Below are 26,174 nucleotides of genomic sequence, written 5' to 3' on the forward strand. Positions count from 1 at the left end.
CGCCGGGCAGCACGCGCGGCGGGCCGCGGGGGGGTGGGGGGTGGGGCGGGGGCAGGGGGTGGCGCCTTTGGGGTGCGCCACGGAACGGGGGCCGGGGGGGGGGGGGCCGCGGGCCGGGGCGGTGGCCCCGGCCCGGTCACGGTGTGGACGTCAGCGGAGCTTGCCGGCGCCGGCCCGGCCGCGGACGAGACCGGGGACGGCCTTGGCCGGGTCGACGTCGGCGCGCAGGGCCGGCGTCCAGCCCGCGCCGGTCTGGAGGGTCTCGGCGGGGATCTCCGCGTTGTGCACGGCGATCAGGTCGACGGCCTTGCCGTTGACGAGGTTGCCGTCGGCGGTGACCGGCGCCTCGCTCCACTTCTTGAGCACCTTGGCCGCGCTGATGCCCGTCGGCAGCGTGAACGCGTTGTCCTGGGCGACGAGCTGGGACTCCTTGCCGACGCCGAAGCTGTAGGCGTAGGAGTCGTCGGCGACGAAGTGGTTGTTGTAGACGTCGACCTGGCCGAAGCGGACCCGGGGCGCGCGCTCGACCAGGTTCGAGAACAGGTTGTGGTGGAAGGTCACCTTCAGCTTGCCGCGGTCGCCCACGGCGGTGGACTCGCTGTCGCTGTTGCCGATCAGGATCGTCTTGTCGTGCTCGGTGAAGACGTTCCAGGAGGCGGTGACGTAGTTCGCGCCGCGGACGATGTCCAGTTCGCCGTCGTGCTGCTGGTACAGCATGCCGAAGTAGGTGGGCGCCGCGCTGTCGGGGTGGCTGCCGTCGGTGAAGGTGTTGTGGTCCAGCCAGACGTGGGTGGAGCCGTAGACGACGGCGGTGTCGTACTCGGAGTTCCAGTTGCCGGTGTCCCCGTCGGTGGGGTCCCACTGCGGGAAGCAGTCGACGGGGCTCTCGAAGGCCAGGTTGCGGATGATCACGTTGTCGACGCCCTTGATCTGGAGGCTGGCGCCCTTGAAGCCGGCGTTCCTCCCCACCCCGATGACGGTGGTGTTGGCGGGGATGTTCGCCTTGATGGCCTGGTCCTGGTGGGCGGCGGAGAGGCGGCGCAGCCCTTCGGGGCTGTCGGCGGGCTCGGCGCCGAGGTCGGTGTCGAGCCCCCAGGTCTCCGGCGCGTACGCCGCGAGGTAGGCGTCGAAGTCGTAGCCGGGCGCGGCGAGGGCGTCGCACCCGTCGGCGACGGCGTCGATGACCCCCTTCACCTTGATGATCTTCGGTGCGTCGCCCCCGGCGGCGAGGGCGGCCTTGAACTCGGCCCAGGTGGTCACGGTGTACACGTGCTCGGCGTCGGCGGCGGCGCCACCGGTGGTGCCGGTCCCGTACGAGGCCCAGCCGTCGCCGGCCGGGAGGGTCTGCCGGGCGGCGTCCCGTGGCTGGGCCTGGGCCGTGGTGCCGGTGACCGTCAGCGCGAGGGCGGTGCAGCCCACCACCGCGACACTTGTGACGTGCCCATGCCATTTCTGTGCGTGCATTGTGCGGCTCTCTTCCGGTTGCCGAAGGGATGGTTACGCGGTGGCCGGCGGCCAGGTGATCCAGGAGTCGGGGATCTCGTCGTCGAGCCGGCGCACGTCCCGGGGACCCAGCACCCGGCGGTGCAGCAGCCCGGCGGCGACGAGCCGGGCCACGGCGATCGCACCCGGCGGGTTGAAGCGCGTGTTGTCCTGCTCGGCCCCGGTCCAGTTGAAGTACGTCTTCGTCGCCTCGACCCCGAGCTTCTGCCACAGCGCGAGCGACAGCGCCTGGATGTCGATCAGCGCGACGCCCTCCTCCTCGGCCAGCGCGCGCATCGCCGCCGGGTACTCGCCGTGGGTCGGCACGGCGTTCCCCTCCGCGTCGAACCGCCGCCGCTCGACCGGCGTCAGCAGCACGGGCCGCGCCCCGCGGGCCCGGGCCCCGTCCACATACAGCCGCAGGTGGTCCTGGTACGTCGTCCAGGGCTCGGTGTAGCGCGTGGGGTCGGTGGTCTTCTCGTCGTTGTGCGCGAACTGCACGAGCAGGAAGTCACCCGGCCGGATCGAGGCGAGGACGGCGTCGAGCCGCCCCTCGTCCACGAAACTCTTCGAACTGCGCCCGTTGACCGCGTGATTGGCGACGGTCAGGTCCTGGTGCAGGAAGAAGGGCAGCGCCATGCCCCACCCGGTCTCGGGCGCGGCGTCGGCGAACTTCTGCGCGGCCGTGGAGTCACCGGCGATGTAGAGCGTGCGGGGGCGGCGCCCCAAGGCGTGCGCGGGAGCGGTCACGGCAGCGCCGAGCGGGAGGGCGGCGAGAGCGGCGGAGGCGACTTGTCGACGGGTGAGGGACACGGAGGTGCACCTTTCAACTCGGGGCGAGTCAATAAGGGGCGCGGGGCCATATCGATATGCGGCTTCCGCCGCGTGGGCGCGCCCGGCCACGGCCGGTCCGAGGTCCGAACGAAACCTCAGGTCCCCGGACCGACCGCGAACTACCGAGCCGACGGAGTCAGCCGGCCTGCTGCTTCCACTCGGCCTGAGCCTCGTTCAGCTGATCCGCCAGCGTGTCCAGGAACTCCTTGGCGCTCAGCTTCCCCAGCAGCACCTTCTGGAAGTTCGGCTCGTTGTCGGCCTTGGAGATCGTGTTCCAGTCCGGCAGGTAGTACGGCAGCTGCACGATCGTCGTCGACCCGTCCGACAGCGCCTGCGCCGCCAGCTTCGTCGGCTCGGACTCGGACACCCACGTGTCCGACGCGGCCTCGGTGTTGGCCGGCACCTGCCCGGCGGACTCGTTGAACTTGGAGTTCTCCGCCTTCGAGACGGCGAACTCGATGAACTTCCAGGCGGCTTCCTTGTTCTTGGAGCTCTTGAACAGCCCGAGCCCGTCGACCGGGTTGGACACCTGGACACGCTTGCCGTCGGCGCCCGTCGGCTGCGGGATGCCGCGGAACGTGTCGGCGCCGAGCGCCTTCACGTGGTCCTGGTAGGAGCCCAGGTTGTGGTTGAGCATGCCGATGGTGCCCGAGTCCCACTGGGCGACCATCTTGGTGAAGTCGTTGTTGAGGTCGGCCGCCGGGGTGACCTTCTTGTAGAGGGCGGCGTACTTCTCCAATGCCGCGACGTTCTTCGGGTCGTTGACCGTGGTCTTGTCGCCGTTCCAGAACGAGGTGATCCCGCTCTGCCCGTACATCGCGTCCAGCGCCTGCGCGATGGAGCCGGCGCCGCCGCGGATGGTGTAGCCGAACGCGTTCTTCTTGGCGTTCGTGAGCTTCTCCGCCGCCGCGTAGAACGCGTCCCAGGTCGTCGGGTCCGCCAGGCCCGCGGCCTTGAACAGGTCGGTGCGGTAGTACAGGACGCCGTTGTTGGCGGAGGTCGGGATCGAGTAGAGGGTGCCGTCGCCGCCGCCGGCCGCCTTCAGCGACTCCACCATGTCCTCGTTGAGCTTGCCCTTGAGGGAGGACGTGCCGAGCCGGTCGTCGAGCGGGTCGAGCGCGTCCTGCGCGGCGATCCCGGCGAGCATCGCCGCCCCGACGCCGCCGACGTCGGGCAGGCCGCCGCCCTGGATGGCGGTGTCGACCTTGGACTGGTACTCGGTGGAGGCGATGCCGACGTACTCGACGTCGATGTCGGGGTTGGCCTTCTCGAAGTCGGCGATGATCTCCTTCCAGATGTCGGTGCGCACACCGCCGTTGTTGTCCCAGAAGACGATCTTGCCCTTGCCGCTGCCCTCGGAGCCCTTGTCGCCGCCGGCGCCGCTGCCGTCGTCACCGCAGGCGGTGGCGGTCAGGGCGAGCACGGCACCCAGGGCGACGGCCGTGGCGGCGCGCCTGCTTCTGCGGATGCTGATCTTCATTGGTCGGCTCTCTTCTTCTGGATCCAACGAACTTCTGTGAAGTGGTGGGGGTCAGTGGTGGCGGGCGTACGGAGCCCAGCCGTCCGGGCCCGCGAGGTAGTGCGCGACGGTGCGGGTCCGCGCCTCCTCGTCGCTCAGCTGCGGCCGGTCCGCGGCCTGGGCCGCCCCCGGTCCGGTGTTGCGGTACTCGGCGAACCGGGCGTCCCGCCAGGAGAAGCCGCTCATGTCGGTCCAGGGTGCGGACGCGACCGCGGCGGGCAGTTCGGTGTCCCGGATCAGCACCTGGGCGACCGCCGCCGGCTCCCCGCCCGGGTGCCAGGGCCGGCCGAGGTGGACGGTGCCGTCCGGCGCGTCGCTCACGATCCTCGACCGGGTGATCAGGAACCCGTACGGGTTGCCCGTCCAGGTCGAGGCGGCCGTGATGTAGCCGTTGTTGGTCGCCGAACCACGGCTCAGCGCCCGGATCACGGAGCGCTCGATGACGGTGGTCGCCCGCCCGTAGACGAAGTCGACATCGCCCTCGATGAAGGAGTCGCGGATGTAGACCCGGCTGACGACGTCCAGCCGGGGGCTGTCGGTCATCAGGGTGTCCTGGTTGCCCAGGAAGGCGGTGTCCTCGAAGACGATCCGGTCGCCGGTCGTCTTCACCGCCAGCGCCTGCTCGCCGTTCAGCTCGTGCGCGGCCTCGTCGAAGTCGTTGCTGAAGGTGAGATGGCGGGCGGTGACGTCGTGGGCCGCGATCCGTACCGTGGCACTGCCCGTCGAACCGCCGTACGCCGCGGGCGTGTCGTAGACGATGACGGTGTCGGAGCGGTCCTGTCCAGTCCCCTGCAGCGTGATGTGCGGCTTGGCCGCCGGGACGAACACCTTCTCGCGGTAGGTGCCGGGCGCGACCGCGATGGTCACGGGCAGGGTGTTGCCCTCGGGCACGGCGTCCACGGCGGCCTGGACCGTCGGGTGGTCCGCCGGGACGTGCAGCGTCACCGAGGCGCCGATCGACCGCTGCGGCCCGGAGTACCGCGTCACCAGCGCGGGCACGGCCGCCGCCGGGTCCAGCCGGTAGGCGTAGAAGTCCCGTGGGTCGAACGCGGCACCCCACTCGTCGTGCCGGCCGGTCGTGTTCCGCAGGACCGAGCCGCGCTGCACCAGCTCCGCGGTGGCGTCGGCCTGGTAGGGGTGCTGGACGTCCCGGTAGTAGCTGTTCTCGATGACCATCTTCGTCCGGCCGCGCGACCAGTTCCCGTACGTCCACACCGGGTCGCCCGGATCCGCCTGGGCCGTCAGGTAGTTGTTGTAGAGGTGCGCGTAGGCGGCGTTGTCGACGGACGGGTTGCGCTGCTTGGTGTTCGCGAACAGGTTGTGGTCGACGGTGATCTGCGTCCTGACGTTGCCGGTCCAGCCCAGGCCGAAGGTCTTGTTGTTGTCCTCGAAGCGGTTGTACGAGACGGTGACGTACTCGCTGTCCTTGCGGATGTCGAGCTGGCCGTCGCAGATCCGCGAGAAGCGGTTGTGGTCGACCCACACGTGGTGGACGGTGTCCATCTGGATGCCGTCGAAGTCGGTGTCCTTGCAGTCCCAGTCCCCCTCGACCGCCGAGTCGCGGATCGTGAGGTTGCGGATGACCACGTTGTGCGTGCCCGGACGCAGCTGCAGCTCCCCGTGCACGGTCTCGCCGGTGTCGCCGACGCCGACGACGGTCTTGTCCGAGGCGACGACGATCTCCGCGCCGAACGGCTCCACGGCGATGGCCCCGGCCACCCGGATCACGTACGGCTCCTCGGCGGCCGCGTACCGCGCCAGCGAGGCCTGGTCGGTGACCGTGACCACCTTGCCGCCGGCGCCGCCGGTGGTGCCGCCGGCCAGGGAGGCGAAACCGTGGGCCCGGTCGGACCACCGCGGGGCGGCGGCGGCCGGCGGCGGCGCCGCGTGCGCCTCGCCGACCGCGCCGAGGCCCAGCGCGGCGATCAGGCCCGCCACGGCTGCCATCACCGCGCCCGGTCTCGGCAAGCGCTTGTTACGGAAGTGCGTCATTGCGGCTCCCCACAGGCGTAAGGCGTACGGACGAAAGGGTCAGAGAGGTCTGATCCGGAACTCGGTGAACGTGGCCGCCCCGGCGTGACCCGCTCCGTCGGGGGCGACGGCGAACAGGCCGAGCAGGGCGCCCACCCAGCGCCACGGCGCGGCGGCGAAGACGGGACCGGAGGAACGGAAGCCCTCACCGAGGTCGTAGGCGAAGCGGCAGCGGGCACCGGCGCCGATCTCCACGCGCAGCCGGGCCCGCCCGGCGGGGGCGAGCCGCGGACGGCCGGCGTCCCGCTCGTGCTCGGCCACCGCCTCGGCGAACCGGTGCACGAGGTGGACCGTCCCGTCGGCGCCGCGTCGCAGACCGATCCAGCCGAACGAGTCCCCGAGGACCGCGAGTCCGGCCCGCGCGCCCGGTTCCTCGCCGTGCAGTTCCAGCGCGACCTCGGCGACGGACGGGATGCCGGGCAGCCGCTGGGTGAGCACGTTCGGCAGTCGGCGCAGGTCGTGCGCGTCGGCCGAGCGGACGCAGCTCAGCCGCAGCCCGTCCCCCGAGTGGTGGGTGGCCCGGCCGTCCTGGGGGTTGGCCGTCCACTGCCACTGCCGGCCGAACCGGCCGCCGGGGAAGTCGTCGTCGGTGGCGGGGGCGGCGGGCGGCTGCGGCGGCAGCGCGGGGCGCCGGTGCGCGGCGACGGGGGCGCCGTCGTCCCCGATCACCGGCCAGCCGTCCGCGCCCCACCGCATCGGCTGGAGGTGGACGACCCTGCCGTACGCGCCGCGCTGCTGGAAGTGCAGGAACCAGTCCTCGCCGGCTCCGGTGCGCACCCAGCCGCCCTGGTGGGGGCCGTTGACGGGGGTGTCCTTCTGCTCCAGGACGATCCGCTCCTCGTAGGGGCCGAAGAAGTCCCGGGCGCGGAAGGCGCCCTGCCAGCCGGTCTCCACTCCCCCGGCGGGCGCCAGGATCCAGAACCGGCCGTCGTGCCGGTAGAGCTTCGGGCCTTCGAGGGTGAACCAGCCGGGGATGCGGTCGCCGTCGACGATCACCTTGCCCTCGTCGAGCAGCGAGGTGCCGTCGGGGTGCATACGGTGCCCGGTGAGGCGGTTCTTGATCCCGGAGCGGGACCTGGCCCAGGCGTGCACCAGGTAGGCCTCGCCGGTCTCCTCGTCCCACAGGGGGCAGGGGTCGATCAGGCCCTTGCCCTCCTCGATCAGGTGCGGCTGGGTCCACGGTCCCCTGATCGTGGGGGCGTTGACCTGGAAGATTCCCTGGTCGGGGTCGCCCCAGAAGATCCAGAAGCGGTCGTCGTGGTGGCGCAGCGAGGGGGCCCAGACCCCGCAGTCGTGCCGGGGCCGCGCGAACTCGCCCGCCGGCCGGAGGCGTTCGAGGGCGTGACCGACCAGGGTCCAGTTGACCAGGTCGCGCGAGTGCAGCAGCGGCAGTCCGGGGGCGCGGCCGAAGCTGGACGCGGTGAGGTAGAAGTCGTCGCCGACGCGTACGACGTCCGGGTCGGACCAGTCGGCGTTCAGGACGGGGTTGGTGTAGGTCTCCTGGGTCGGAGGCGTTCCGCGGGTCACTGGCTGACCGCCTTCCGGGCGAGGGCCGCCGCGTCGTCGTGGCCCAGGCGGCCGTCGGCGACGACGGTGACGATGCGGCGGACGGCGGTGTCGCCGGGCGCGATCGCGAGCCGTTCGGCGCAGGCGAGGGAGGAACCGACGCCCGGGTACTCGGCGGTCCGCACGAACCAGGGGTCGCGGCGGGTGGTGCCGGTGGCGCCCGCGAAGACCAGGGTCCAGTCGGCGCCGGCCAGGGCGAGCCAGTCGGCGCTCCGGCCGTGGACATCGGCCTCGCCCTCGGCTACGGCCGTGAAGACGTCCGGCGCCGAGGCCTCCTTGCGGGCCCGCCAGAAGAAGCCGCCGTAGGCCGCCCCGGGGCGTCCGTTGGTGGCGGGGCTGCCGATGGTCACCGGCTTCGCGGTGACGTTGGTGAGCGAGAAGGTGAAGTCCAGCGCCCAGGCGGTGTCGGTGAGTCCGGTGACCGCGACGGTACGGCGCTCGCGCAGCAGCTCGGCCCCGGCGGCGACCCAGCGCAGCTCCTCCACGAAGCCGTCGGGGTCGCGCAGCTGGAAGCCGGTGTGCCGCTGGGCGCCGTGGTTGTCGAGCTCGGTCGGGCCCCGGTCGCGGACGAAGGTGCGCCCGCCCCAGAAGTTGTGCCCCTCGACGTCGGGAACGGCGACACCGACGCCGAGGTGGTGGGTGTGGTCGGCGGGGCCCAGTTCGGTGACCGCCGTGCCGGCCAGGGTGGTGACGGGGTGCAGATAGGGGCGCGGGGAGAGCCGGGCGGGCAGCTCGGGCCGGGTGACGTAGCGGCCGACCGGGCGGCCCGCCACGCACAGCACGACCGGTGCGTCGGGTGCCGTCATCAGGTACTCACCTCTTTCGCGAGCGCGGTCGGGGACGCCCAGGCGGCGCCCAGTTCGGAGAAGAGGGCGAGGGAGTCGGCGGCGGCCGCGACCAGGCCGTCCACGCCGGGGACCACCCGGCGGTCCTCGCCGGGCAGCCGGTGCCAGGCGTCCGCGGGGAGCTGGAGCGGGTCGGGGGCGAGCCGGATCGCCTCGACGACCCGCATGAACGACTCGGTCGCGGCCGGCGGGACCAGCAGCCGGGCCCCGTCGGTGAGGTGGTCGACGAGGTTCTCCAGCAGGTCGGTGCGGCCGTGCTCGAACTCCTCGGGGCCGTGGCCGGCGCGCTGGAGCAGGACGCGGTCCTGCTTGTACCAGAAGGTGATCCGGCCGCGGCTGCCGTGGACGAGGACGTACGGGTCGTCCGGGTCCTCGGCGCACAGCGTGGCCGCCACGACGACCGGGCGGCCGTCGGCGGTGGTGACCCGGACGCAGGAGGTGTCGTCGGCCTCGATGGTGTTGGCGTGCGCCAGCTCGGTCTCGATGCCGGTGACGTCGTCGGCGCGGGTGGCGCCGGCCAGCGCGAGGGCGGTGGCGACGGCGTGCGCGAGCGGGTTGGTGAGGGCGCCGTCGATCACGTCGACGCCGTTCAGGCGCCGCCTGCCCGCCCAGGGGGCCCGCCGGTAGTACGACTCGGCGCGCGCCCAGGCGCCGGCCCCGCCGACCCCGGTCACCTCGCCGATCACCCCGTCGGCGATCAGCTCGCGGATCGCGGGCAGCGCGTGCGAGCCCAGTGACTGGAAGCCGATCTGGCAGGCCACGCCCGCCTCGGCGACCCCGTCGGCCATCCGGCGGAACGCGGCGTACGACGGCGCGGGCGGCTTCTCCAGCAGCAGGTGCACGCCCTTGCGGGCCGCGGTCAGGGCCAGGTCGGTGTGGGTGGGGATCGGGGTGCAGATCACGGCGATCCGCGCGCCGGTGGAGTCGAGCAGCGCGCCGAAGTCGGCGGACTGCTCGGGCGCGCCCAGCCCCTCCGGGATCTCGTCCGGGGTGAGCGGGGTCAGCTCGCAGACGCCCGCGAGGCGGACGATGCCCTTGTCCTGGAGCCGGCGGAGGTTGTCCAGGTGCCAGCGGCCGTGGCCGCGGGCGCCCGCGAGGACGACGGGGACGGTCATGTCAGCCTCCCCGCGCCCGCGCCGCGGGCCACCGCGCGGTCGGCCGCCGCGGCGCTGTCGACGGTCGTGTGCAGGGTGGGCGTCCAGCCGGCGTCCGCGGTGAGGTCGCGCTCGCTGCCGGAGTTGTAGGCGTTGTGGATGGCGAGGAGGTCGACGGGGAAGCCGTCGAAGAGCGTGCCGCTCTGGTGCAGGGCGGTGCCGTTCCAGCTCTTGACCAGGTCGGCGACCTCGATGTGGCCGGGGGCGTGGAAGGCGTTGTTCTCGGCGTACACCGCGGACTCGGTGCCGACTCCGAGGGAGTAGCGGTGGCCGTCGGTGACCTCGTACCGGTTGTTGTAGAGGTGCACCTGGCCGAAGCGGACGCGCGGCGCGCGCTGGACCACGGACGTGAAGGCGTTGTGGTGCAGGGTCACCCGCAGCTTGCCCCGGTCGCCGGTGGCGGTGTCGCCGTTGCCGATGAGGATCGCCTTGTCGTGGTCGGCGAACCGGCTCCAGGAGACGGTGACCAGGTCGGAGCCGCCTGTGATGTCCAGCAGGCCGTCGTGGCGGAGGTAGTTGCGGCCGTAGTAGGTGGGTTCGGCGGAGTCGGGGCGTCCCTGGTCGGAGGCGGTGACGTGGTCGATCCACACATGGGTGGCGCCGGTCAGCCAGATGTTGTCGTACGCCGTCTTCCAGTCGCCGAGGCCGCCGGTGTTGGGCTGCCAGACGGGGAAGCAGTCGTAGGCGTCGCGCACGTCGAGGTTGCGCAGGATGACGTTGTCCGCGTTCCTGACCTGAAGACTGGCGCCCTTCAGGACCGCTTTCCCGAGGCCGACGACGGTGGTGTTGGACCCGACGGGCAGCACGATCCGCTCGGCCTGCCGGGCCGCCGACGCCTGCCGGGCCTCCTCCTGCGGGCCGGACGGCTTGGCGGAGCCCCAGGTGCGGGGGTCGTAGGCGGCCAGGTACTTCTTCGTGGTGTAGCCGTCGGTGGCGTAGTCGGCGCAGTCGAGGGGGTCGCCGTCGTCGTCGGTGTTGGCGTCGATCGTCCCCGCGATCCTGATGATCTTCGGGGTGTCGCTGCCCCGGTCGAGGGCGCGGACCAGGCCGGCCCGGTCGGTGACGGTGTACACATGGGCGTCGTCGGCGGCCGCGCCGCCCGTGGTGCCGGTGCCGTACGAGGCCCAGCCGTCGTTCGCGGCGAGGCTGTCCCGGCCGATGTCGCGGGCCTCGGCGTGGGCCGGGACGCACAGCAGCCCCAGCAGCCCCGCGGCCACGGCGATGTGACGTGCTCTCACCCCTTCACCGCCCCCGCGCTGAAGCCGGTGATCAGCCACTTCTGGATGAAGGCGAAGACGATCACGACCGGGACGGCGGCGATGATGCCGCCCGCGGCGAGCGCGCCGAGGTCGACGCTGTCCGAGCTCATCAGGGTGTTGAGGCCGACCGGGATGGTCTGCTTGGCCTGGTTGTTCAGGAACATCAGGGCGAACAGGAAGTGGTTCCAGGAGTGGACGAAGGCGAAGGAGCCGACGGCGATCAGACCGGGCCGCAGCAGCGGCAGGACCACGATCCGGAAGGCCGTCAGCCGGTTGCAGCCGTCGACCCAGGCCGCCTCCTCCAGCGAGTACGGCACGTTCTTGATGAAGTTGCTGATCAGGATCATCGACAGCGGCAGCTGGAAGACGGTCTCCGCGATGATGACGCTGCCCAGCGAGTTGATCATCTGCAGCTCGGCGAAGATCTCGAACAGCGGGACCAGGAGCAGCGCTCCCGGCACGAACTGCGAGCAGAGCAGCGCCAGCATGAACGCCTGCTTGACCTTGAAGTCGAAGCGGGCGAGCGCGTAGCCGCCGGCGAGCGCGATCACCGTCGTCATCACCAGCGTGGCGAGGCCGACGAGCAGGCTGTTCTGGAAGTAGGTGCCGAAGCTCCGCTCGGTCCAGACCTTGTCGAAGTGGTCGAAGGTCATCGGCCAGGGCACGAGCGAGGTCGAGCCGGCCGGGCGCAGGGCGAAGAGCAGGATCCAGTAGAAGGGGATCAGCGTGAAGACGAGGTAGACCGACAGGGGCAGGTAGATCTGCCGGCGCGGGACCTCGTCCCAGGAGCGGTTCTTGCCGCGCGGCCGCTGCTCGGGCGCGGCGGGGGCGCTCACGGGCGGGGGCGCCACCTCGGTGGCCTCCTTGGTGATCACTTGGCCTCCCTTCCGAACTTGCTCAGCCGCAGGTAGACCATCGAGCAGAAGAGCAGGATCACGAACGCGACCGTGGTCAGGGCGGACGCGTAACCGAAGTTGTGGGCGTCGACCGAGGTGTTGGCGATGTAGAGCGGGAGGGTCGTGGTCTCGCCCGCCGGACCGCCGCCGGTCAGCGTGTAGAGCAGGTCGACGTTGTTGAACTCCCACACCGCGCGCAGCAGCGTGGACAGGACGATGGCGTCCTTCAGGTGGGGCAGCGTGATGTGCCAGAACTGCTGGAGCCGGCTCGCCCCGTCGACCTCGGCGGCCTCGTACAGGTCCCGGGAGACGGACTGGAGGTCGGCGAGGATGAGGATCGCGAAGAAGGGGACGCCGCGCCACAGGTCGGCGACGATCGCCGCCGGGAAGACGGTGGAGGTGTCCGACAGCCAGCTGGTGCCGTAGGAGCCGATGCCCATGTCCGCGAGGTAACGGGTGATGCCGGTCTGGGAGTTGTAGAGCAGCACCCAGATCGCGGAGGTCAGCACCCCGGAGACGGCCCACGGGGAGAAGACCAGGGCGCGTCCCAGCGCCCGGCCCACGAAGGTCTGGTTGACGATGAGCGCCAGCGCCAGACCGAACATCAGTTGCAGCCCGACCTCGACGACGACCCACTTGGCGCTGAAGGTCAGCGTGTCCCAGAAGACCGGGTCGTCGGTGAAGGCGTGGACGAAGTTGTCGAAGCCCGCGTAGCCGTTGCGCCACGGCTTGGTGGGGTTGTAGTTCTGCAGGCTGTAGTAGAAGACGCTGATGACCGGGTAGGCGATGAACCCGAGCATCAGCAGGGCCGCCGGGGCGATCAGCAGGTACGGCAGCCTGCGCGGCGTGGCGGAGGCACGGCGCCGCCGGGGTGGCGCGGGCGGTTTCGCCACGGCTGCGGCTTGGGCCATGACTGTTCTCCGTTCTGGTGCGTCGTGCGTGCGTCTAGCGTGTGTGCTTTCGTGTGTGCATGTGTGCGGGCTTGCGGGCGTGCTCTGGTGCGGGCTTGCAGGCGGGCTCTTGCGCGGGCTTGCGGGCGTGCTCTGGTGCGGGCTTGCAGGCGGGCTCTTGCGCGGGCTTGCGGGCGTGCTCTGGTGCGGGCTTGCAGGCGTGCTTTCGCGCCGCACATGCGCAGGAAGCGCTTTCTCCGTATGCAGGGGTGTGCGCGGTGGTGCTGCTCCGGCTCAGCCGGCGTACGGGTCCTGCACCGTGCCGGGACGGGCCAGGAAGGCGAAGTCGCAGCCGGTGTCGGCCTGGGTGATCTGTTCGTTGTAGAGCGCGCCGTAGCCGCGCTCGTAGCGGGTGGGCGGCGGCGTCCACTGCGCCCGGCGCCGCTCCAGCTCCTCGTCGTCGACGTTCAGCTGGAGCAGACGGGCCTCGACGTCGAGGGTGACCGGGTCCCCGGTGCGGACGAGGGCGAGGGGCCCGCCGACGTACGACTCGGGCGCCACGTGCAGCACGCACGCGCCGTAGCTGGTGCCGCTCATACGGGCGTCGGAGATGCGGACCATGTCCCGCACGCCCTGCTTGAGCAGGTGGTCGGGGATCGGGAGCATGCCGTACTCGGGCATGCCCGGGCCGCCCTTGGGACCGGCGTTGCGCAGCACCAGGACGCTGTCCGCGGTGATGCCGAGCGACGGGTCGTTGATGGTGCGCTGCATGGTCCGGTAGTCGTCGAAGACGACCGCGGGGCCGGTGTGCTTGAGCAGGTGCGGCTCGGCGGCGATGTGCTTGATGACCGCGCCGCCCGGGCAGAGGTTGCCGCGCAGCACGGCCACCCCGCCCTCGTCCGCGACCGGGTTGTGCCGGGGCCGGATGACGTCGTCGTGGTGCACCCGCGCGCCGGCGAGCTGCTCGCGCAGGGTGTCGTGGGCGACCGTCGGCCGGTCGAGGTGGAGCAGGTCCGGGATCCGGGAGAGGAAGCCGGGCAGGCCTCCGGCGAAGTGGAAGTCCTCCATGAGGTACGTCCGGCCGCCGGGGCGGACGTTGGCGAGGACGGGGACGGTGCGGGCGATGCGGTCGAAGTCGTCGAGGGTGAGCTCGACGCCGGCCCGGCCCGCCATGGCGATCAGGTGGATCACCGCGTTGGTGGAGCCGCCGAGGCCGAGCACGGTGGTGACGGCGTCCTCGAAGGCGTCCCGGGTGAGGAGGTCGCTCGGCTTCCGGTCCCGGTGGACCAGTTCGACGGCGGTCAGACCGGCCCGGGCGGCCATCCGGTCGTGCCCGGAGTCGACGGCCGGGATGCTGGACGCCCCCGGGACCGTCACGCCGAGGACTTCCGCGGCGGCCGTGAGCGTGGACGCCGTCCCCATCGTCATGCAGTGGCCGGGCGAGCGGGCGAGGCCGTTCTCCAGCTCGGCCATCTCGCAGTCGCCGATGAGACCGGCCCGCTTGTCGTCCCAGTACTTCCACATGTCGGTGCCGGAGCCGAGGACCTCGTTGCGCCAGTGGCCCGGCAGCATGGGCCCGGCCGGCACGAAGACGGCCGGCAGGTCGGCGCTCGCCGCCCCCATGAGCAGGGCGGGGGTCGTCTTGTCGCAGCCGCCCATCAGGACCGCCCCGTCGACCGGGTACGACCGCAGCAGTTCCTCGGTCTCCATCGCGAGCAGGTTGCGGTAGAGCATCGGGGTCGGCTTCTGGAAGGTCTCGCTCAGGGTGGAGACCGGGAACTCCAGCGGGAAGCCGCCCGCCTGCCACACCCCCCGCTTCACGGCCTGGGCCCGGTCGCGCAGGTGGACGTGGCAGGGGTTGATGTCGGACCAGGTGTTGAGGATCGCGATGACGGGCTTGCCGAGGTGCTCCTCGGGCAGGTAGCCGAGCTGGCGGGTGCGGGCCCGGTGGCTGAAGGAACGCAGTCCCTCGGTGCCGTACCACTGGTGGCTGCGGAGCTCTTCGGGGCGTTTGCGCGGCGGCTCGGTCATATGGACCACCCGGCGGCGATGGCGGCGACCTCGGCCCGCTCGCCCTCCGGCAGCGGCCGGCTCGGCGGGCGGACCTCGCGGCGGCACAGCCCGAGGGAGGCGAGGGCCTCCTTGACGACGGTGACGTTGTTGGCGGAGCCGTTGGCGGCGCGCAGTTCCTCGAAGCGGCGGATCTGCTCCCAGACCTTCATGGCGGCCGGGTAGTCGCCGGATCGAAGCGCTTCGATCATGTTCAGCGAAACGGCCGGGGCGACGTTCACCAGGCCGGAGGTGAAGCCGGTGGCACCCGCGGAGAAGTAGGAGGGGGCGTACGGCTCGGCGAGGCCCGCGACCCAGACGAACCGTTCCAGCCCGGCGTCGCGGGCGAAGGCGGCGAAGCGGGCGGCGTCCGGCACGGCGTACTTCACGCCGATCACGTTCGGGCAGGCGTCGGCGAGTTCGGCGAGGCGGACGCCGGCGAGCTGCGCGTTGCGGACGTAGGGGACCACGCCCAGTTCGGGCACGGCCTCGGCGACGGCGCGGTGGTAGTCGACCCAGCCGCTCTGCGAGACGTAGGGGTGGACGGGCTGGTGGACCATCACCATCTGGGCGCCCAGCTCGCGGGCGTGCCGGGCGGAGGCGACGGCGGTGGGCACGTCGTGGCCGACCCCCACCAGGACCACGGCCCGGTCGCCGGCCTCGTCCACGGTCAGCTCGGTGACCGTGCGGCGCTCCTCGGGGGTGAGGGCGTAGAACTCGCCGGTGTTGCCGTTGGGCGTGAGGGTGGTGACCCCGCCGTCGAGCAGCCGGCGCAGCAGGGCCCGGTGGACGTCCCGGTCGACGGAGCCGTCCTCGGCGAACGGGGTCACCGGGATGGCCACCACATCGGCCAGGGCCGCACGTTGGGTCTCGAACGCCACGCTGCTCATTCCTGACCTTCCTCTGCCTGGGCCGCTGCCTGGGCCTCGGGGAACGCTCGCTGTACGAACGACGCGATGTGGGCGTGCAGGGCGCGCGCCGCGCCGTCGGCGTCGCCGTCCAGGGCGAGCCGCAGGATGCCGCGGTGCTCGCCGGCCTCCCGCTCCCAGGAGGGGGAGGCCGCCCAGGCGACGGCGGAGACCAGGGCCGCCTGGTCGCGGACCTCGTCGAGCAGCCGGCCGAGCAGCGGGTTGCCGCACGGCAGGTAGAGGGCGCGGTGGAACTCCCGGTTGGCCAGGGACCGTTCGGCGGTGTCGGTGGCCTGGTCGGCCCTGGTCAGCGCGTCGCGCGCGGCGTCCAGGGAGGCACCGCGCCGCACCGCGCGCCGGAGCGCCTCGGGTTCCAGGAGCAGCCGCACGTCGTAGACCTCGCGCGCCATGTCCGCGTCCACCATGCGCACCGTGACGCCCTTGTACTGGCTCATCACGACCAGCCCGGTGCCGGCGAGCGTCTTGAGCGCCTCGCGCACGGGGGTCTTCGACACCCCGAACCGTGCGGCGAGCTCGGTCTCGACCAGCGCCTGGCCGGGCGTCAGCTGCCCGGTGAGGATGCGGCGTTTGATCTCCTCCAGCACGTACTGCGTGCGGGACGGGATCGGCGTGGGCACAGAGGTCATGCGCGCCTCTCGGATGTCGCGTATCTGATGTCGCGTATCTGATCTCGCGTATCACGTCTCATATATGACGTACGAAGTACGACGCGTTGAAACTAGGAGGGGCCCTGTGTTTCGTCAATGCTTCTGACAGAGGAAGTTACGGTTGCGCCGGATGGGGGCCGGGCGGGCGTCAGAGGGAGAAGGTGGCACCCTCGACCGCCGCCCTGGTCGGGCCGCCGAACGCGGCACCGGCCCGCGCGGTCGCGGACTCCCTGGTCAGCGTGGGCCCGACATGGGTGACGGCCAGCTCCCGCACCCCGGCCTTCCGGGCGGCGGCCCCGGCGTCCTCCGGCGTCAGATGGACCTGTTCGCCTTCGCCATGCCGGTCGATGTCCGCCTCGCACAGGAACAGGTCGGCGCCCGAGGCGAGTTCGGTGAGCGCGGCGCACGGCCCGCTGTCCCCCGAGTAGGCGAGGACGCTGCCCTGGCACTCGGCGCGCAGCCCGTACGCCTCGGTGTCGTGCGCCACCGCGCGCGAGGTGAGCCGGAGGTTCCAGTGCCGGACGGCATGGCCGTCGGGCTGGTGTCCGTCGTCGGGCCCAGTTCCTTGCGGCCGGCGTCGCGGAAGGCGACGGCCAGACCGGTCAGATGCCCGAGCAGGTTGCGGACCGTGTGGTCGGGGCAGGGTGTCCGGTCCGCGAGCCGGTCCTCCGGCACGCCCGCCGCGAGGCGGGCCACGATCCGGGCCTGCGGTCCGAGGTCGAGGGTGGTCGGTGTGTCGGTGGTCATGGCTGCGCCTCCTGGTGGTGTGCCCCCGAGAGCGGTGGTGCCCCCCGAGAGGGTGGACCGGCCGCGCCACGCGAACTCATCGCGCCGGGTGCCACCCGCGCCACGCGAACTCATCGCGCCGGGTGCCACCCGTGCCACGCGCAACACCTCCGCGGTCTCCGTCCCCCGCCCGGGCACCGCACGGCGATCACCGGGGCGCGGAGCGCGCGACCCGGGCAGGCCCGTCGTCGCCGGAGCCGGCGAAGTGGGGTACCACCCCCCACCCGGGGCACCACCTGATCAACGACGCGCTGACCCACACCGCGTCGAGGGCCTCGGCCGCTCCCTCCCCCGCGTGCACCGGGGTGCTCTAACACCGTCCGGGGCGCCGGATCCGTCACGGTCGGGGCGGCCTGCGGGCCCGCCCTGTGCCGGCGGGGCGAGTGGCGGTTCGCGGCGGCCGGCACCGCGCTCACCGGCACGGCGGTGGCGCTGCGGGCGGTGCCGGCTCAGAGCGCGCCGAGCCCCCGGCGGACGGCCTCCAGGTCGCCGTCCGACGCCAACCCGGCGTGATACAGCCGGATCTCCGTGGCGCCCAGCTCCCGCGCGCGGGCCGCGTCGGCCGCGAGCGTGCCGGGGCTGCCGCCCATGCCGGAGACGACGGTGAGGTTGGCGGCGATCACGGCGCCCTCGCGGCCCTGCTCGGCGAAGGGCGCGAGCAGGCCGGGGCCGCCCGCGCAGGGCACGACCACGCCGTCCGCGACGGACAGGATGTGCGCCGGGTCGACGCCCGCGTTGGCGCCGACGTGGTAGGCCACCGGGTCGGCGTGCAGGAGGACCTGGAAGCCCTCCGGGGCCGCCGCGCGGACGGCGGCGACCGCGGTCTCCTGGAGGGTGCGGGCGGTGTCGTCGCGCCACGCGCGCGTGGCCGCCGCCGTCCCCTGCCCGAGGAGCTTCTCGACGTCCGCCCATCCTCCCCCGGTCCCGGCTTCGCCCGGCCGGGCGGTGCCCCCGCCGTCGGGCGCCCCCCGCCACAGCGGCTCCAGCGCGGACCGTACGGCCGCCGCCAGTTCGTCCGCGTCCAGGCCCTGCGCGCCGTAGCCCTCCCGGCAGGCCGGGCAGAAGCAGAGCGCCATCAGGTAGTGCGCGGCGTCCCCGAGTCCGACCCCGCCGGTCTTGTCGTGGGCGTGCAGGTGCTGGAAGCCGTACCAGCCGAGGGACTCCAGCTCGGTACCGGCCGCGCCGGGCCGCACCGCGGCCTCGGCGGCCAGGTCGACGAGGTACGCGCGCGTGGCGGGCTGCGCGATGCAGGGGGCCCACGGGTAGCGGTCGCCGTAGGCGTTGACGACCGAGGTGTCCGGATGCTCGGCGCCCAGGCGGGAGTTGTGCGCGAGGACGACCCAGCTGTGCACCTCCAGACCGGCCCGCGCGAGCGCGTCGGCGGCCTCCCCGTAGGCGTCGCCGGGGGCCCAGTCGCCGGCCGGGTACGGGCGCAGCGCGCGGCCGGTCCAGCGGCCGGGGTCGCCGGGGTACAGCACGGCCGCGTACTCGGCGGTGACGACGCGGTGGCGGGGGTGGCGGGGGGTGAGGGCGCGGGTGGAGTGGTAGGCGGCGGCGAGCGTCACCTGGTCCACGCCGAGCGCGGCGATGCGGTCCGGTGCCCCGGGGTCCCCGTTGACGTCCCAGGGGTAGACGAATGTCGACGCCTTCACTCAGTCCTCCGTAGTGTCCCGCGCGAGCAGGGCGTATCCGCGCTCGATCACCTGAGCGAGCTGCTTGAGATGATCCTCGCCGGGCTCGTGCAGCGGGGGGCGTACTTCGCCGACGTCGAGGCCGCGCAGCCGGACGCCGGCCTTGACGAGGGAGACGGCGTAGCCGCGGCCGCGGGCGCGCAGTTCGACGAACGGCCGGTAGAAGCCGTCCAGCAGGCGGTGCGCGGTGGCCCGGTCGCCGGTGGTGAGCGCCCGGTGGAAGGCGAGGGCGATCTCGGGGGCGAAGCAGAAGACGGCGGACGAGTAGAGCGTGACGCCGATCGCTTGGTAGGCGAGCTGGGTCTGTTCGGCGGTCGGCAGTCCGTTGAAGTAGAGGAAGTCGCCGGGGACCTCGGTGCGGACGGCGCTGACGATGCGCTGCATGAGGTCCAGGTCGCCGAGCCCGTCCTTCAGCCCGACGACGCCCTCGGTGCGGGCCAGCCCGACGACGGTCTCCGGGGTGAAGACCGCGTTGTCCCGCTGGTAGACGATCACCGGCAGGGGGGTGGCGGCCGCGATCTCCCGGTAGTGGCGCAGCAGTCCCTCCTGGCCGGCGACGACGAGGTACGGCGGCATCGCGAGCAGCCCGTCCGCGCCGGCGTCGTGCGCGAGCCGCGCGTACCGCACCGCGAGGGCGGTTCCGTAGCCGGCGCCCGCGACGACCGGCACCCGGCCGCCGGTCTCCGCCACGGCCGCCCGCACGCACCGCTCGAACTCCTCCGGCGAGAGGGCGTGGAACTCCCCGGTGCCGCAGCACGCGAAGACGGCGGCCGCGCCGGCCTCCACGCCGGCGCGGACGTGCGCCCGGTAGGCGTCGAGGTCGACGGAGCCGTCGGGGCCGAAGGCGGTGACGGGGAAGAACAGCGGTCCGCTGGGGACGCGCAGGCGTGCGGCGAGCGGGGCTGGCGTCACGGGCTCTCCCTAGGACGACGCGTGCATTCTTATGACTGGTGTCCACATTTCTGAACACGGTCACCCTAAGGAGCCGTTTCCGGCCCGGTCAAGCGCCCGCGCGCCACGCGAGGGGCGAAGTTCGCACCCCCGCACCCCACTTGACGGAGCGCGCGCGAGATCCTTACCGTGTCCACGAATGTGAATAAGGTCCATGCATACGGCCGCCGGGCCGCTCGTCCGCCGCCCCGCCGATCCAAGGAGACCCGAGGATGCCCGCTCCGCGCACCGTCCTGCTCACCGGCGCCGCAGGCGGCCTCGGCACCCTGATGCGGGACCTGCTGCCCGACTACGGCTACGAGCTGCGCCTGCTCGACCTGCGCCCCGTCGAGGGCGAACCGGACGCCGTCGTCGCGGACCTCGCCGACAAGGACGCCGTCCGGGAGGCCGTACGGGGTGTCGACGCGATCATGCACCTCGCGGGCATCTCCCTGGAAGCCCCCTTCGAGAAGATCCTCAGGGCGAACATCGAGGGGACGTACAACGTGTACGAGGCCGCCCGCGAGGAGGGCGTCGGCCGGATCGTCTTCGCCTCCTCCAACCACGCGGTCGGCTTCACCCCCCGCCCTCAAGGCGACGACCCGCTGATCCCGATCAGCACCCCGCGCCGCCCGGACACCTTCTACGGCCTGTCCAAGTCCTTCGGCGAGGACCTCGCCCAGTTCTACTGGGACAAGCACGGCCTGGAGACCGTGTCGGTGCGCATCGGCTCCTGCTTCCCCGAGCCGACCAGCGTGCGCATGCTGTCGGTGTGGATGAGCCCGGCCGACGGCGCCCGCCTGTTCCACGCGGCGCTGACCGCCGAGAACGTCGGCCACACCGTCGTCCACGGCTCCTCCGCCAACACCCGCCTGTGGTGGGACCTCACCAGCGCGCGGGCCCTCGGCTACGAGCCGCAGGACGACTCCGAGCCCTACGCCGAGAAGCTCATCGCCGAGCAGGGTGAACTGGACCCGGACAACATCGCGCACGCCTACCTGGGCGGTCACTTCGTCAACGACCCGCCGATCTGGCCGTACTGACACCCCAGGACACCCCCAGGACACCCCCAGGGCACCCCCAGGGCACCCAGGGCACCCAGGACACCCCCGGGCCGCCGCCGGAACACCGCCGCGACGGCGCCACCGGCAGGCACCGACACCTCCGGAACGGCGCCACCGGCACGGCACGCACGGCGGAAAACCGTCGTTCGCGGCGGCGGGCGGGCACCCCACGGGGCCGCCCGCCCCCGCGGGCGGGCCTCCGCCGCCCCCCGGCCCCCCCCCCGCGCCGCGGGCCCGCCGGTCCGCCGGGGGGCCCGCCCCCCCCGCCCCGCCCCCCCCGCCCCCACCCCTCCTCCCGGGCGGGGGGGGGGCCCCCAACGGCCCCCCCCCCCCGCCGCGTTCGGGCATCCGCGCCGCCCGGTCCCACGCCCCGCGCCGCGGCCGCGCAGGTCCGCGGCGGGCACGGCCCACGCGGAACGGGCACGAACGGGCGGCATCGGGCCCGCGACAGACCTGGTCAGTGCCGCGACCCCGCTGTACAACTTCCCCCATGGGCCGCACCGGGCCCGAACGGGCAGGGGGAGCGAGGTGTCGGGATGACCGCGAGGACGGCGGAGGAGCGCCAGCGGGAGATCGTACGGGTCGCGCGCGCCACCGGATCGGTCGACGTCACCGCGCTCGCCGCCCGGCTGGGCGTGGCCAAGGAGACCGTACGGCGGGATCTGCGCGCCCTGGAGGACCACGGCCTGGTGCGCCGCACGCACGGCGGCGCCTATCCCGTGGAGAGCGCCGGCTTCGAGACGACCCTCGCCTTCCGCGCCACCAGCCACGTGCCCGAGAAGCGCCGGATCGCCGCCGCCGCGGCCGGACTCCTCGGGGACGCCGAGACGGTCTTCGTCGACGAGGGCTTCACCCCGCAGCTCATCGCCGAGGCGCTGCCCCGGGACCGGCCGCTCACGGTGGTCACCGCGTCCCTGCCGGTCGCCGGAGCCCTCGCCGGGGCCGGCAACGTCTCCGTCCTGCTGCTCGGCGGCCGGGTCCGGGCCGGCACCCTGGCGACCGTCGACCACTGGACGACGAAGATGCTGGCCGGCTTCGTCGTCGACCTCGCGTACATCGGCGCCAACGGCATCAGCCGCGGCCACGGGCTGACCACGCCCGACCCGGCCGTCGGCGAGGTCAAGGCACAGGCCGTGCGGGCGGCGCGCCGCACGGTGTTCGCGGGCGTGCACACCAAGTTCGGCGCCGTCAGCTTCTGCCGGTTCGCCGAGGTCGCCACCTTGGAGGCGATCGTGACGAGCACCCTGCTGCCGGCGCCCGAGGCCCACCGCTACTCGCTGCTGGGACCCCAGGTCATCAGGGTCTGAGGCCCCCGCCCACCGGCCCCACCCACCAGCCCCACCCAACGGCCCCGCCCGACGGCCCCGCTCCCGTCCGTCCCGGGCACCCCCTCCCCAGCCGCACCCCATATCTCCCCTTTCATCACCCCACGTCCCCTACCTGCAGGAGCGATCCATGCGAACCCAGAGCCGACGACGGCCACCGCGAGCCCCGCTCGCCCTGGCCGTCGCAGGGACGCTGCTCGCCCCGCTGCTCTCCGGCTGCTGGGCCGGTGCGGGCGGAGCCGGATCGGGCGGCGACTCGATCAACGTCCTGATGGTCAACAACCCCCAGATGACCGAGCTGCAGAAACTCACCGCCGCCCACTTCACCCGGCAGACCGGCATCAAGGTCAACTTCACCGTGCTGCCCGAGAACGACGTCCGCGACAAGATCAGTCAGGACTTCGCCAACCAGGCGGGCCAGTACGACGTGGCCACCCTCTCCAACTACGAGATCCCCATCTACGCCCGCAACGGCTGGCTGCACGAGATGGACTCCTACGCCGGCGAGGACCCGGCCTACGACGAGCAGGACGTCCTGGAGCCGATGCGAGAGTCCCTCACCGGCGACGACGGCAAGCTCTACGGCCAGCCCTTCTACGGCGAGTCGTCCTTCCTGATGTACCGCAAGGACGTGTTCGCCGAGCAGGGGCTGACCATGCCCGCCCACCCCACCTGGACCCAGGTCGCCGACCTCGCGGCGAAGGTGGACGGCGCCGAACCCGGCATGAAGGGCATCTGCCTGCGCGGCCTGCCCGGCTGGGGCGAGGTCATGGCCCCGCTCACGACCGTCGTGAACACCTTCGGCGGCACCTGGTTCGACAAGGACTGGAAGGCCCGGCTGGACTCCCCCGAGTTCGAGAAGGCGACGGAGTTCTACGTCGGCCTCGTCCGCGAACACGGCGAGTCAGGCGCCGCCCAGTCCGGCTTCGCCGAGTGCCTGAACAACATGACCCAGGGCAAGGTCGCCATGTGGTACGACGCCACCTCCGCCGCCGGCTCCCTGGAAGCGGCCGATTCCCCGGTCAAGGGCGAGGTGGGCTACGTCCCCGCACCCGTGGAGAAGACCGACTCCTCCGGCTGGCTCTACACCTGGGCCTGGGGCATCCAGAAGGCCACCCGCAACGCCGACAAGGCCTGGCGGTTCGTCTCCTGGGCGTCGAGCAAGGAGTACGAGGAACTCGTCGGCGAGGAGATCGGCTGGGCGAACGTCCCGGCGGGCAAACGCGCGTCGACGTACGAGAACGCCGCCTACGCCGCGGAGGCCGCCGCCTTCCAGGAGATGACCCGGGCGGCCATCGAGGCGGCCCGGCCGAACGACCCCGGCGTCCAGCCGCGGCCCGCGCCCGGCATCCAGTTCGTCGGCATCCCGGAGTTCACCGACCTCGGCACCAAGGTCTCCCAGGAGATCAGCGCGGCGATCGCCGGACGCCAGTCCGTCGAGTCGGCCCTGAAGAAGGCCCAGCAGCTCGCCGAGCGGATCTCCGAGGAGTACGAGGGACGATGACCGCCACCACGACGGCCCCCGCGGCCACCACCGCGCCGCCCGCCGCACGGCAGCCCTCCGCCCGGCTGCGCGCCTGGGCCACCCGCGCCCCCCTGCTGCCCGCCCTGATCTTCATGATCGCCGTGACCCAGCTGCCGTTCGTGGCCACGCTGGTGATCTCCTTCTTCGACTGGAACGCCCTCTACCCCGACGCCCGCCGCTTCACCGGCCTCGACAACTACCACCAGGTCCTCACCGACGCCGACCTGCGGCACTCGGTGTGGACGACCGTGCTCCTCACGGTGGCGGTGGTCCTGGCCAGTCTCGTCCTCGGCCTTCTCCTCGCCCTCCTGCTGGACCGCAGGTTCCGGGGCAGGGGCGTGGTCCGCACGCTCCTGATCGCCCCGTTCCTCGTGGTCCCGGTGGCGGCGGCCCTGCTGTGGAAGCACGTGCTGTACAACCCCGAGTACGGCCTGCTCAACGGCCTGCTGCACTACGTCGGCGGCCCGCAGCCCGACTGGATCTCCTCGACTCCGCTGCTCGCGGTGGAGGCCTCGCTGGTGTGGCAGTGGACGCCGTTCATGATGCTCATCCTGCTGGCCGGCCTGCAGAGCCGGGACCAGCAGCAGATCGAGGCCGCCCGGGTGGACGGCGCGAGCGACTGGCAGATCTTCCGCCATCTGACGCTCCCGCACCTGCGCCGCTACCTGGAACTCGGCGCCCTCCTCGGCTCGATCCACATCGTCCAGAACTTCGACGCCGTCTTCACCCTCACCTCCGGCGGCCTGGGCACGGCGAACCTGCCCTACACCGTCTACCAGACCTTCTACCAGGCCCACGAGAACGGCCTCGCCTCCGCCGCGGGCGTCCTGGTCGTCATCGGCTCGATCGTCATCGCGACCTTCGCCCTGCGGGTCGTCTCGTCCCTGTTCCGCGAGGAGGGGTCCCGTCCATGAGCGCAACCACCGCACGCGTCCGCCGCAAGGCCGCCGGCCTGGGCCTGGTCGCCTGGCTGGCGGGGATCGTGTTCTTCCTGCCCATCGCGTGGATGGCGCTGACGTCCCTGCACTCGGAGACGGACGCGGCGACCAACCCGCCCTCCTTCGCCGCGGCGCTGACGCTGGACGGCTACCGCGAGTTCTTCGGCGCGGGCGGCGGGGCGAGCCCCTGGCCGGCGCTGGTCAACTCGACGGTGGCGTCGGTCGCCTCGACGCTGCTGGTCCTGCTGCTGGCGCTGCCCGCCGCGTACGCGCTGTCGATCCGCCCGGTGCGCAAGTGGACGGACGTGCTGTTCTTCTTCCTGTCGACGAAGATGCTGCCGGCCGTGGCGGGCCTGCTGCCGGTCTACCTGTTCGCGAAGAACGCGGGCCTGCTCGACAACATCTGGCTGCTGGTCGTCCTCTACACCTCCATGAACCTGCCGATCGCGGTGTGGATGATGCAGTCCTTCCTCGCCGAGGTCCCGGTGGCGGTCATCGAGGCGGCCCGGGTGGACGGCGCGCGCCTGCCGACCGTCCTCGCGCGCGTGGTCGCCCCGATCGCCCTGCCGGGCATCGCCGCGACAGCGCTGATCTGCTTCATCTTCAGCTGGAACGAGCTGCTGTTCGCCCGGGTGCTGACCGGCGTGGTCGCCGGGACCGCCCCCGTCTTCCTGACCGGTTTCATCACCAGCCAGGGCCTGTTCCTGGCCAAGGTGTGCGCCGCGTCGCTCGTCGTCTCCCTGCCGGTGCTCGCCGCGGGGTTCGCCGCCCAGGACAAACTGGTCCAGGGCCTGTCGTTGGGAGCCGTGAAATGAAGGCCGCCGTCATCGAGTCCGTGGGCCGGGCCGTCGTCGCCGAGGTCCCGGACCCGACGCCCGGGCCGCGCGAGGTCGTCGTCGAGGTCGCCGCCTGCGGCCTGTGCGGCACGGACCTGCACATCCTCCAGGGCGAGTTCGCGCCGAAGCTGCCGATCGTGCCGGGGCACGAGTTCGCGGGCGAGGTCGTCGGGGTCGGCACACAGGTCACGGAGGTGTCGGTCGGCGACCGCGTCGCCGTGGACCCGTCGCTGTACTGCCACGAGTGCCGCTACTGCCGTACCGGTCACAACAACCTCTGCGAGCGGTGGGCGGCGATCGGCGTGACGACCGCCGGAGGCGCCGCCCAGTACGCGGTGGCACCGGTGGCGAACTGCGTGAGGCTGCCGGAGCACGTGCGCACCCAGGACGCGGCCCTGGTGGAGCCGCTGTCGTGCGCGGTGCGCGGCTACGACGTCCTGCGCTCGCGCCTCGGCGCCCACGTCCTGATCTACGGCTCCGGGACGATGGGCCTGATGATGCTGGAGCTCGCCAAGCGGACCGGCGCGGCGAGCGTCGACGTGGTGGACGTGAACCCGGCGCGGCTGGAGACGGCGCGCCGGCTGGGCGTCTCGGGGTCGGCGGCGAACGCCGACGAGCTGGAGCGGCCGCGGGGCTGGGACGTGGTGGTCGACGCGACGGGCAACGCGGCGGCGATCCAGGACGGCCTGGGCAGGGTGGCCAAGGCCGGGACGTTCCTCCAGTTCGGGGTGGCGGACTACGCGACGCGCGTCACGATCGACCCGTACCGGATCTACAACCAGGAGATCACCATCACCGGTTCGATGGCCGTCCTGCACAGCTTCGAACGCGCGGCGGAACTGTTCGCGGGCGGCGTGCTGGACCCGGAGGTCCTCATCAGCGACCGCCTGCCCCTGGAGCGGTACCCGGAGGCGCTGGAGCAGTTCGCGGCGGGGGTGGGACGCAAGATCGTGGTGGTGCCGTGAGGAACCCGGCCGG

Annotated in this window: 21 protein-coding genes and 2 pseudogenes; 6 read left to right on the top strand and 17 right to left on the bottom strand. The window is 72.5% G+C overall.

Annotation, left to right across the window (positions count from 1 at the left end; genetic code table 11):
- Window positions 1-150: 150 nt before the first annotated feature.
- The 17 genes and pseudogenes from ACFV9M_RS22480 to ACFV9M_RS22560 all read right to left on the bottom strand — a co-directional run bounded on the left by ACFV9M_RS22480 (window position 151) and on the right by ACFV9M_RS22560 (window position 19,490).
- Window positions 151-1,464, bottom strand: a complete 1,314-nt coding sequence (locus ACFV9M_RS22480; RefSeq protein WP_385068329.1) for a polysaccharide lyase family 1 protein — start codon at window positions 1,462-1,464, stop codon at window positions 151-153.
- Window positions 1,465-1,497: 33 nt separating this feature from the next.
- Window positions 1,498-2,295: a rhamnogalacturonan acetylesterase gene (locus ACFV9M_RS22485; RefSeq protein WP_385068327.1), complete on the bottom strand. Its 798-nt coding sequence runs from the start codon at window positions 2,293-2,295 to the stop codon at window positions 1,498-1,500.
- A gap of 157 nt (window positions 2,296-2,452) precedes the next feature.
- Complete coding sequence (locus ACFV9M_RS22490) at window positions 2,453-3,796, bottom strand: ABC transporter substrate-binding protein (protein ID WP_385068325.1); 1,344 nt, start codon at window positions 3,794-3,796, stop codon at window positions 2,453-2,455.
- Window positions 3,797-3,847: 51 nt separating this feature from the next.
- Entirely contained in the window at window positions 3,848-5,827 is a 1,980-nt protein-coding gene (locus ACFV9M_RS22495) for a pectinesterase family protein (protein WP_385068324.1), read from the bottom strand.
- A gap of 39 nt (window positions 5,828-5,866) precedes the next feature.
- Window positions 5,867-7,393, bottom strand: coding sequence for a glycoside hydrolase 43 family protein (locus ACFV9M_RS22500; protein ID WP_385068323.1), 1,527 nt, complete (start codon window positions 7,391-7,393; stop codon window positions 5,867-5,869).
- Window positions 7,390-8,238 (bottom strand): PmoA family protein, encoded by an 849-nt coding sequence (locus ACFV9M_RS22505; protein ID WP_385068322.1) that lies wholly within the window; start codon window positions 8,236-8,238, stop codon window positions 7,390-7,392. The genes ACFV9M_RS22500 and ACFV9M_RS22505 overlap by 4 nt, the downstream gene beginning before the upstream one ends.
- Window positions 8,238-9,392, bottom strand: a complete 1,155-nt coding sequence (locus ACFV9M_RS22510; RefSeq protein ID WP_385068320.1) for a Gfo/Idh/MocA family protein — start codon at window positions 9,390-9,392, stop codon at window positions 8,238-8,240. Before ACFV9M_RS22510 ends, ACFV9M_RS22505 begins: the two co-directional genes overlap by 1 nt.
- Window positions 9,389-10,669 carry a polysaccharide lyase family 1 protein gene (locus ACFV9M_RS22515; RefSeq protein WP_385068319.1) on the bottom strand — a complete coding sequence of 427 codons (1,281 nt, stop codon included), beginning with the start codon at window positions 10,667-10,669 and terminating at the stop codon, window positions 9,389-9,391. The genes ACFV9M_RS22510 and ACFV9M_RS22515 overlap by 4 nt, the downstream gene beginning before the upstream one ends.
- The gene (locus tag ACFV9M_RS22520; protein ID WP_385068318.1) at window positions 10,666-11,565 is read right to left on the bottom strand and encodes a carbohydrate ABC transporter permease; all 900 of its coding nucleotides are present in this window, start codon (window positions 11,563-11,565) and stop codon (window positions 10,666-10,668) included. Before ACFV9M_RS22520 ends, ACFV9M_RS22515 begins: the two co-directional genes overlap by 4 nt.
- Entirely contained in the window at window positions 11,562-12,497 is a 936-nt protein-coding gene (locus ACFV9M_RS22525; protein ID WP_385068317.1) for a carbohydrate ABC transporter permease, read from the bottom strand. The genes ACFV9M_RS22520 and ACFV9M_RS22525 overlap by 4 nt, the downstream gene beginning before the upstream one ends.
- A gap of 273 nt (window positions 12,498-12,770) precedes the next feature.
- Window positions 12,771-14,507: an L-arabinonate dehydratase gene (gene araD, locus ACFV9M_RS22530; RefSeq protein WP_385068315.1), complete on the bottom strand. Its 1,737-nt coding sequence runs from the start codon at window positions 14,505-14,507 to the stop codon at window positions 12,771-12,773.
- On the bottom strand, window positions 14,504-15,415 hold the full coding sequence (locus tag ACFV9M_RS22535; RefSeq protein ID WP_385068314.1) for a dihydrodipicolinate synthase family protein: 912 nt from the start codon (window positions 15,413-15,415) through the stop codon (window positions 14,504-14,506). The genes araD and ACFV9M_RS22535 overlap by 4 nt, the downstream gene beginning before the upstream one ends.
- Window positions 15,412-16,080: a GntR family transcriptional regulator gene (locus tag ACFV9M_RS22540; protein WP_385068312.1), complete on the bottom strand. Its 669-nt coding sequence runs from the start codon at window positions 16,078-16,080 to the stop codon at window positions 15,412-15,414. The genes ACFV9M_RS22535 and ACFV9M_RS22540 overlap by 4 nt, the downstream gene beginning before the upstream one ends.
- A 169-nt stretch (window positions 16,081-16,249) precedes the next feature.
- Window positions 16,250-16,636: pseudogene (locus tag ACFV9M_RS22545) on the bottom strand (MBL fold metallo-hydrolase); the annotation flags it as partial.
- Window positions 16,612-16,848: pseudogene (locus ACFV9M_RS22550) on the bottom strand (maleylpyruvate isomerase N-terminal domain-containing protein); the annotation flags it as partial. The pseudogenes ACFV9M_RS22550 and ACFV9M_RS22545, both read right to left, overlap by 25 nt.
- 488 nt (window positions 16,849-17,336) lie before the next feature.
- Window positions 17,337-18,539 (bottom strand): hypothetical protein, encoded by a 1,203-nt coding sequence (locus tag ACFV9M_RS22555; RefSeq protein ID WP_385068310.1) that lies wholly within the window; start codon window positions 18,537-18,539, stop codon window positions 17,337-17,339.
- On the bottom strand, window positions 18,540-19,490 hold the full coding sequence (locus ACFV9M_RS22560) for a 5-dehydro-4-deoxyglucarate dehydratase (RefSeq protein ID WP_385068308.1): 951 nt from the start codon (window positions 19,488-19,490) through the stop codon (window positions 18,540-18,542). It lies immediately after the preceding gene.
- Between the two features lie 251 nt (window positions 19,491-19,741).
- Between ACFV9M_RS22560 and ACFV9M_RS22565 the strand changes: the two genes are divergently transcribed.
- The 6 genes from ACFV9M_RS22565 (at window position 19,742) to ACFV9M_RS22590 (ending at window position 26,161) form a co-directional block, all read left to right on the top strand.
- Window positions 19,742-20,551: an NAD-dependent epimerase/dehydratase family protein gene (locus ACFV9M_RS22565; RefSeq protein WP_385068307.1), complete on the top strand. Its 810-nt coding sequence runs from the start codon at window positions 19,742-19,744 to the stop codon at window positions 20,549-20,551.
- Between the two features lie 557 nt (window positions 20,552-21,108).
- Entirely contained in the window at window positions 21,109-21,879 is a 771-nt protein-coding gene (locus ACFV9M_RS22570) for a DeoR/GlpR family DNA-binding transcription regulator (RefSeq protein WP_385068306.1), read from the top strand.
- Window positions 21,880-22,027: 148 nt separating this feature from the next.
- The gene (locus ACFV9M_RS22575) at window positions 22,028-23,401 is read left to right on the top strand and encodes an ABC transporter substrate-binding protein (protein WP_385068305.1); all 1,374 of its coding nucleotides are present in this window, start codon (window positions 22,028-22,030) and stop codon (window positions 23,399-23,401) included.
- A complete protein-coding gene (locus ACFV9M_RS22580) occupies window positions 23,398-24,336 on the top strand; it encodes a carbohydrate ABC transporter permease (RefSeq protein ID WP_385068303.1) in 939 nt (312 codons plus the stop codon). Before ACFV9M_RS22575 ends, ACFV9M_RS22580 begins: the two co-directional genes overlap by 4 nt.
- A complete protein-coding gene (locus ACFV9M_RS22585) occupies window positions 24,333-25,175 on the top strand; it encodes a carbohydrate ABC transporter permease (protein ID WP_385068301.1) in 843 nt (280 codons plus the stop codon). Before ACFV9M_RS22580 ends, ACFV9M_RS22585 begins: the two co-directional genes overlap by 4 nt.
- Window positions 25,172-26,161, top strand: a complete 990-nt coding sequence (locus ACFV9M_RS22590; protein ID WP_385068300.1) for a zinc-dependent alcohol dehydrogenase family protein — start codon at window positions 25,172-25,174, stop codon at window positions 26,159-26,161. Before ACFV9M_RS22585 ends, ACFV9M_RS22590 begins: the two co-directional genes overlap by 4 nt.
- The last annotated feature ends 13 nt before the right edge of the window (window positions 26,162-26,174 follow it).

The sequence above is a fragment of the Streptomyces sp. NPDC059895 genome (genome assembly GCF_042731035.1).
Taxonomy (GTDB): Bacteria; Actinomycetota; Actinomycetes; order Streptomycetales; family Streptomycetaceae; genus Streptomyces.

Bases quoted from the DNA above. Each gene is read 5' to 3' on its own strand.
- ACFV9M_RS22590 (WP_385068300.1), top strand. From the start codon at position 25,172: ATGAAGGCCGCCGTCATCGAGTCCGTGGGCCGGGCCGTCGTCGCCGAG.
- ACFV9M_RS22525 (WP_385068317.1), bottom strand. From the start codon at position 12,497: ATGGCCCAAGCCGCAGCCGTGGCGAAACCGCCCGCGCCACCCCGGCGG.
- araD (WP_385068315.1), bottom strand. From the start codon at position 14,507: ATGACCGAGCCGCCGCGCAAACGCCCCGAAGAGCTCCGCAGCCACCAG.
- ACFV9M_RS22510 (WP_385068320.1), bottom strand. From the start codon at position 9,392: ATGACCGTCCCCGTCGTCCTCGCGGGCGCCCGCGGCCACGGCCGCTGG.
- ACFV9M_RS22575 (WP_385068305.1), top strand. From the start codon at position 22,028: ATGCGAACCCAGAGCCGACGACGGCCACCGCGAGCCCCGCTCGCCCTG.
- ACFV9M_RS22490 (WP_385068325.1), bottom strand. From the start codon at position 3,796: ATGAAGATCAGCATCCGCAGAAGCAGGCGCGCCGCCACGGCCGTCGCC.
- ACFV9M_RS22570 (WP_385068306.1), top strand. From the start codon at position 21,109: ATGACCGCGAGGACGGCGGAGGAGCGCCAGCGGGAGATCGTACGGGTC.
- ACFV9M_RS22540 (WP_385068312.1), bottom strand. From the start codon at position 16,080: ATGACCTCTGTGCCCACGCCGATCCCGTCCCGCACGCAGTACGTGCTG.
- ACFV9M_RS22585 (WP_385068301.1), top strand. From the start codon at position 24,333: ATGAGCGCAACCACCGCACGCGTCCGCCGCAAGGCCGCCGGCCTGGGC.
- ACFV9M_RS22480 (WP_385068329.1), bottom strand. From the start codon at position 1,464: ATGCACGCACAGAAATGGCATGGGCACGTCACAAGTGTCGCGGTGGTG.
- ACFV9M_RS22565 (WP_385068307.1), top strand. From the start codon at position 19,742: ATGCCCGCTCCGCGCACCGTCCTGCTCACCGGCGCCGCAGGCGGCCTC.
- ACFV9M_RS22535 (WP_385068314.1), bottom strand. From the start codon at position 15,415: ATGAGCAGCGTGGCGTTCGAGACCCAACGTGCGGCCCTGGCCGATGTG.
- ACFV9M_RS22495 (WP_385068324.1), bottom strand. From the start codon at position 5,827: ATGACGCACTTCCGTAACAAGCGCTTGCCGAGACCGGGCGCGGTGATG.
- ACFV9M_RS22505 (WP_385068322.1), bottom strand. From the start codon at position 8,238: ATGACGGCACCCGACGCACCGGTCGTGCTGTGCGTGGCGGGCCGCCCG.
- ACFV9M_RS22580 (WP_385068303.1), top strand. From the start codon at position 23,398: ATGACCGCCACCACGACGGCCCCCGCGGCCACCACCGCGCCGCCCGCC.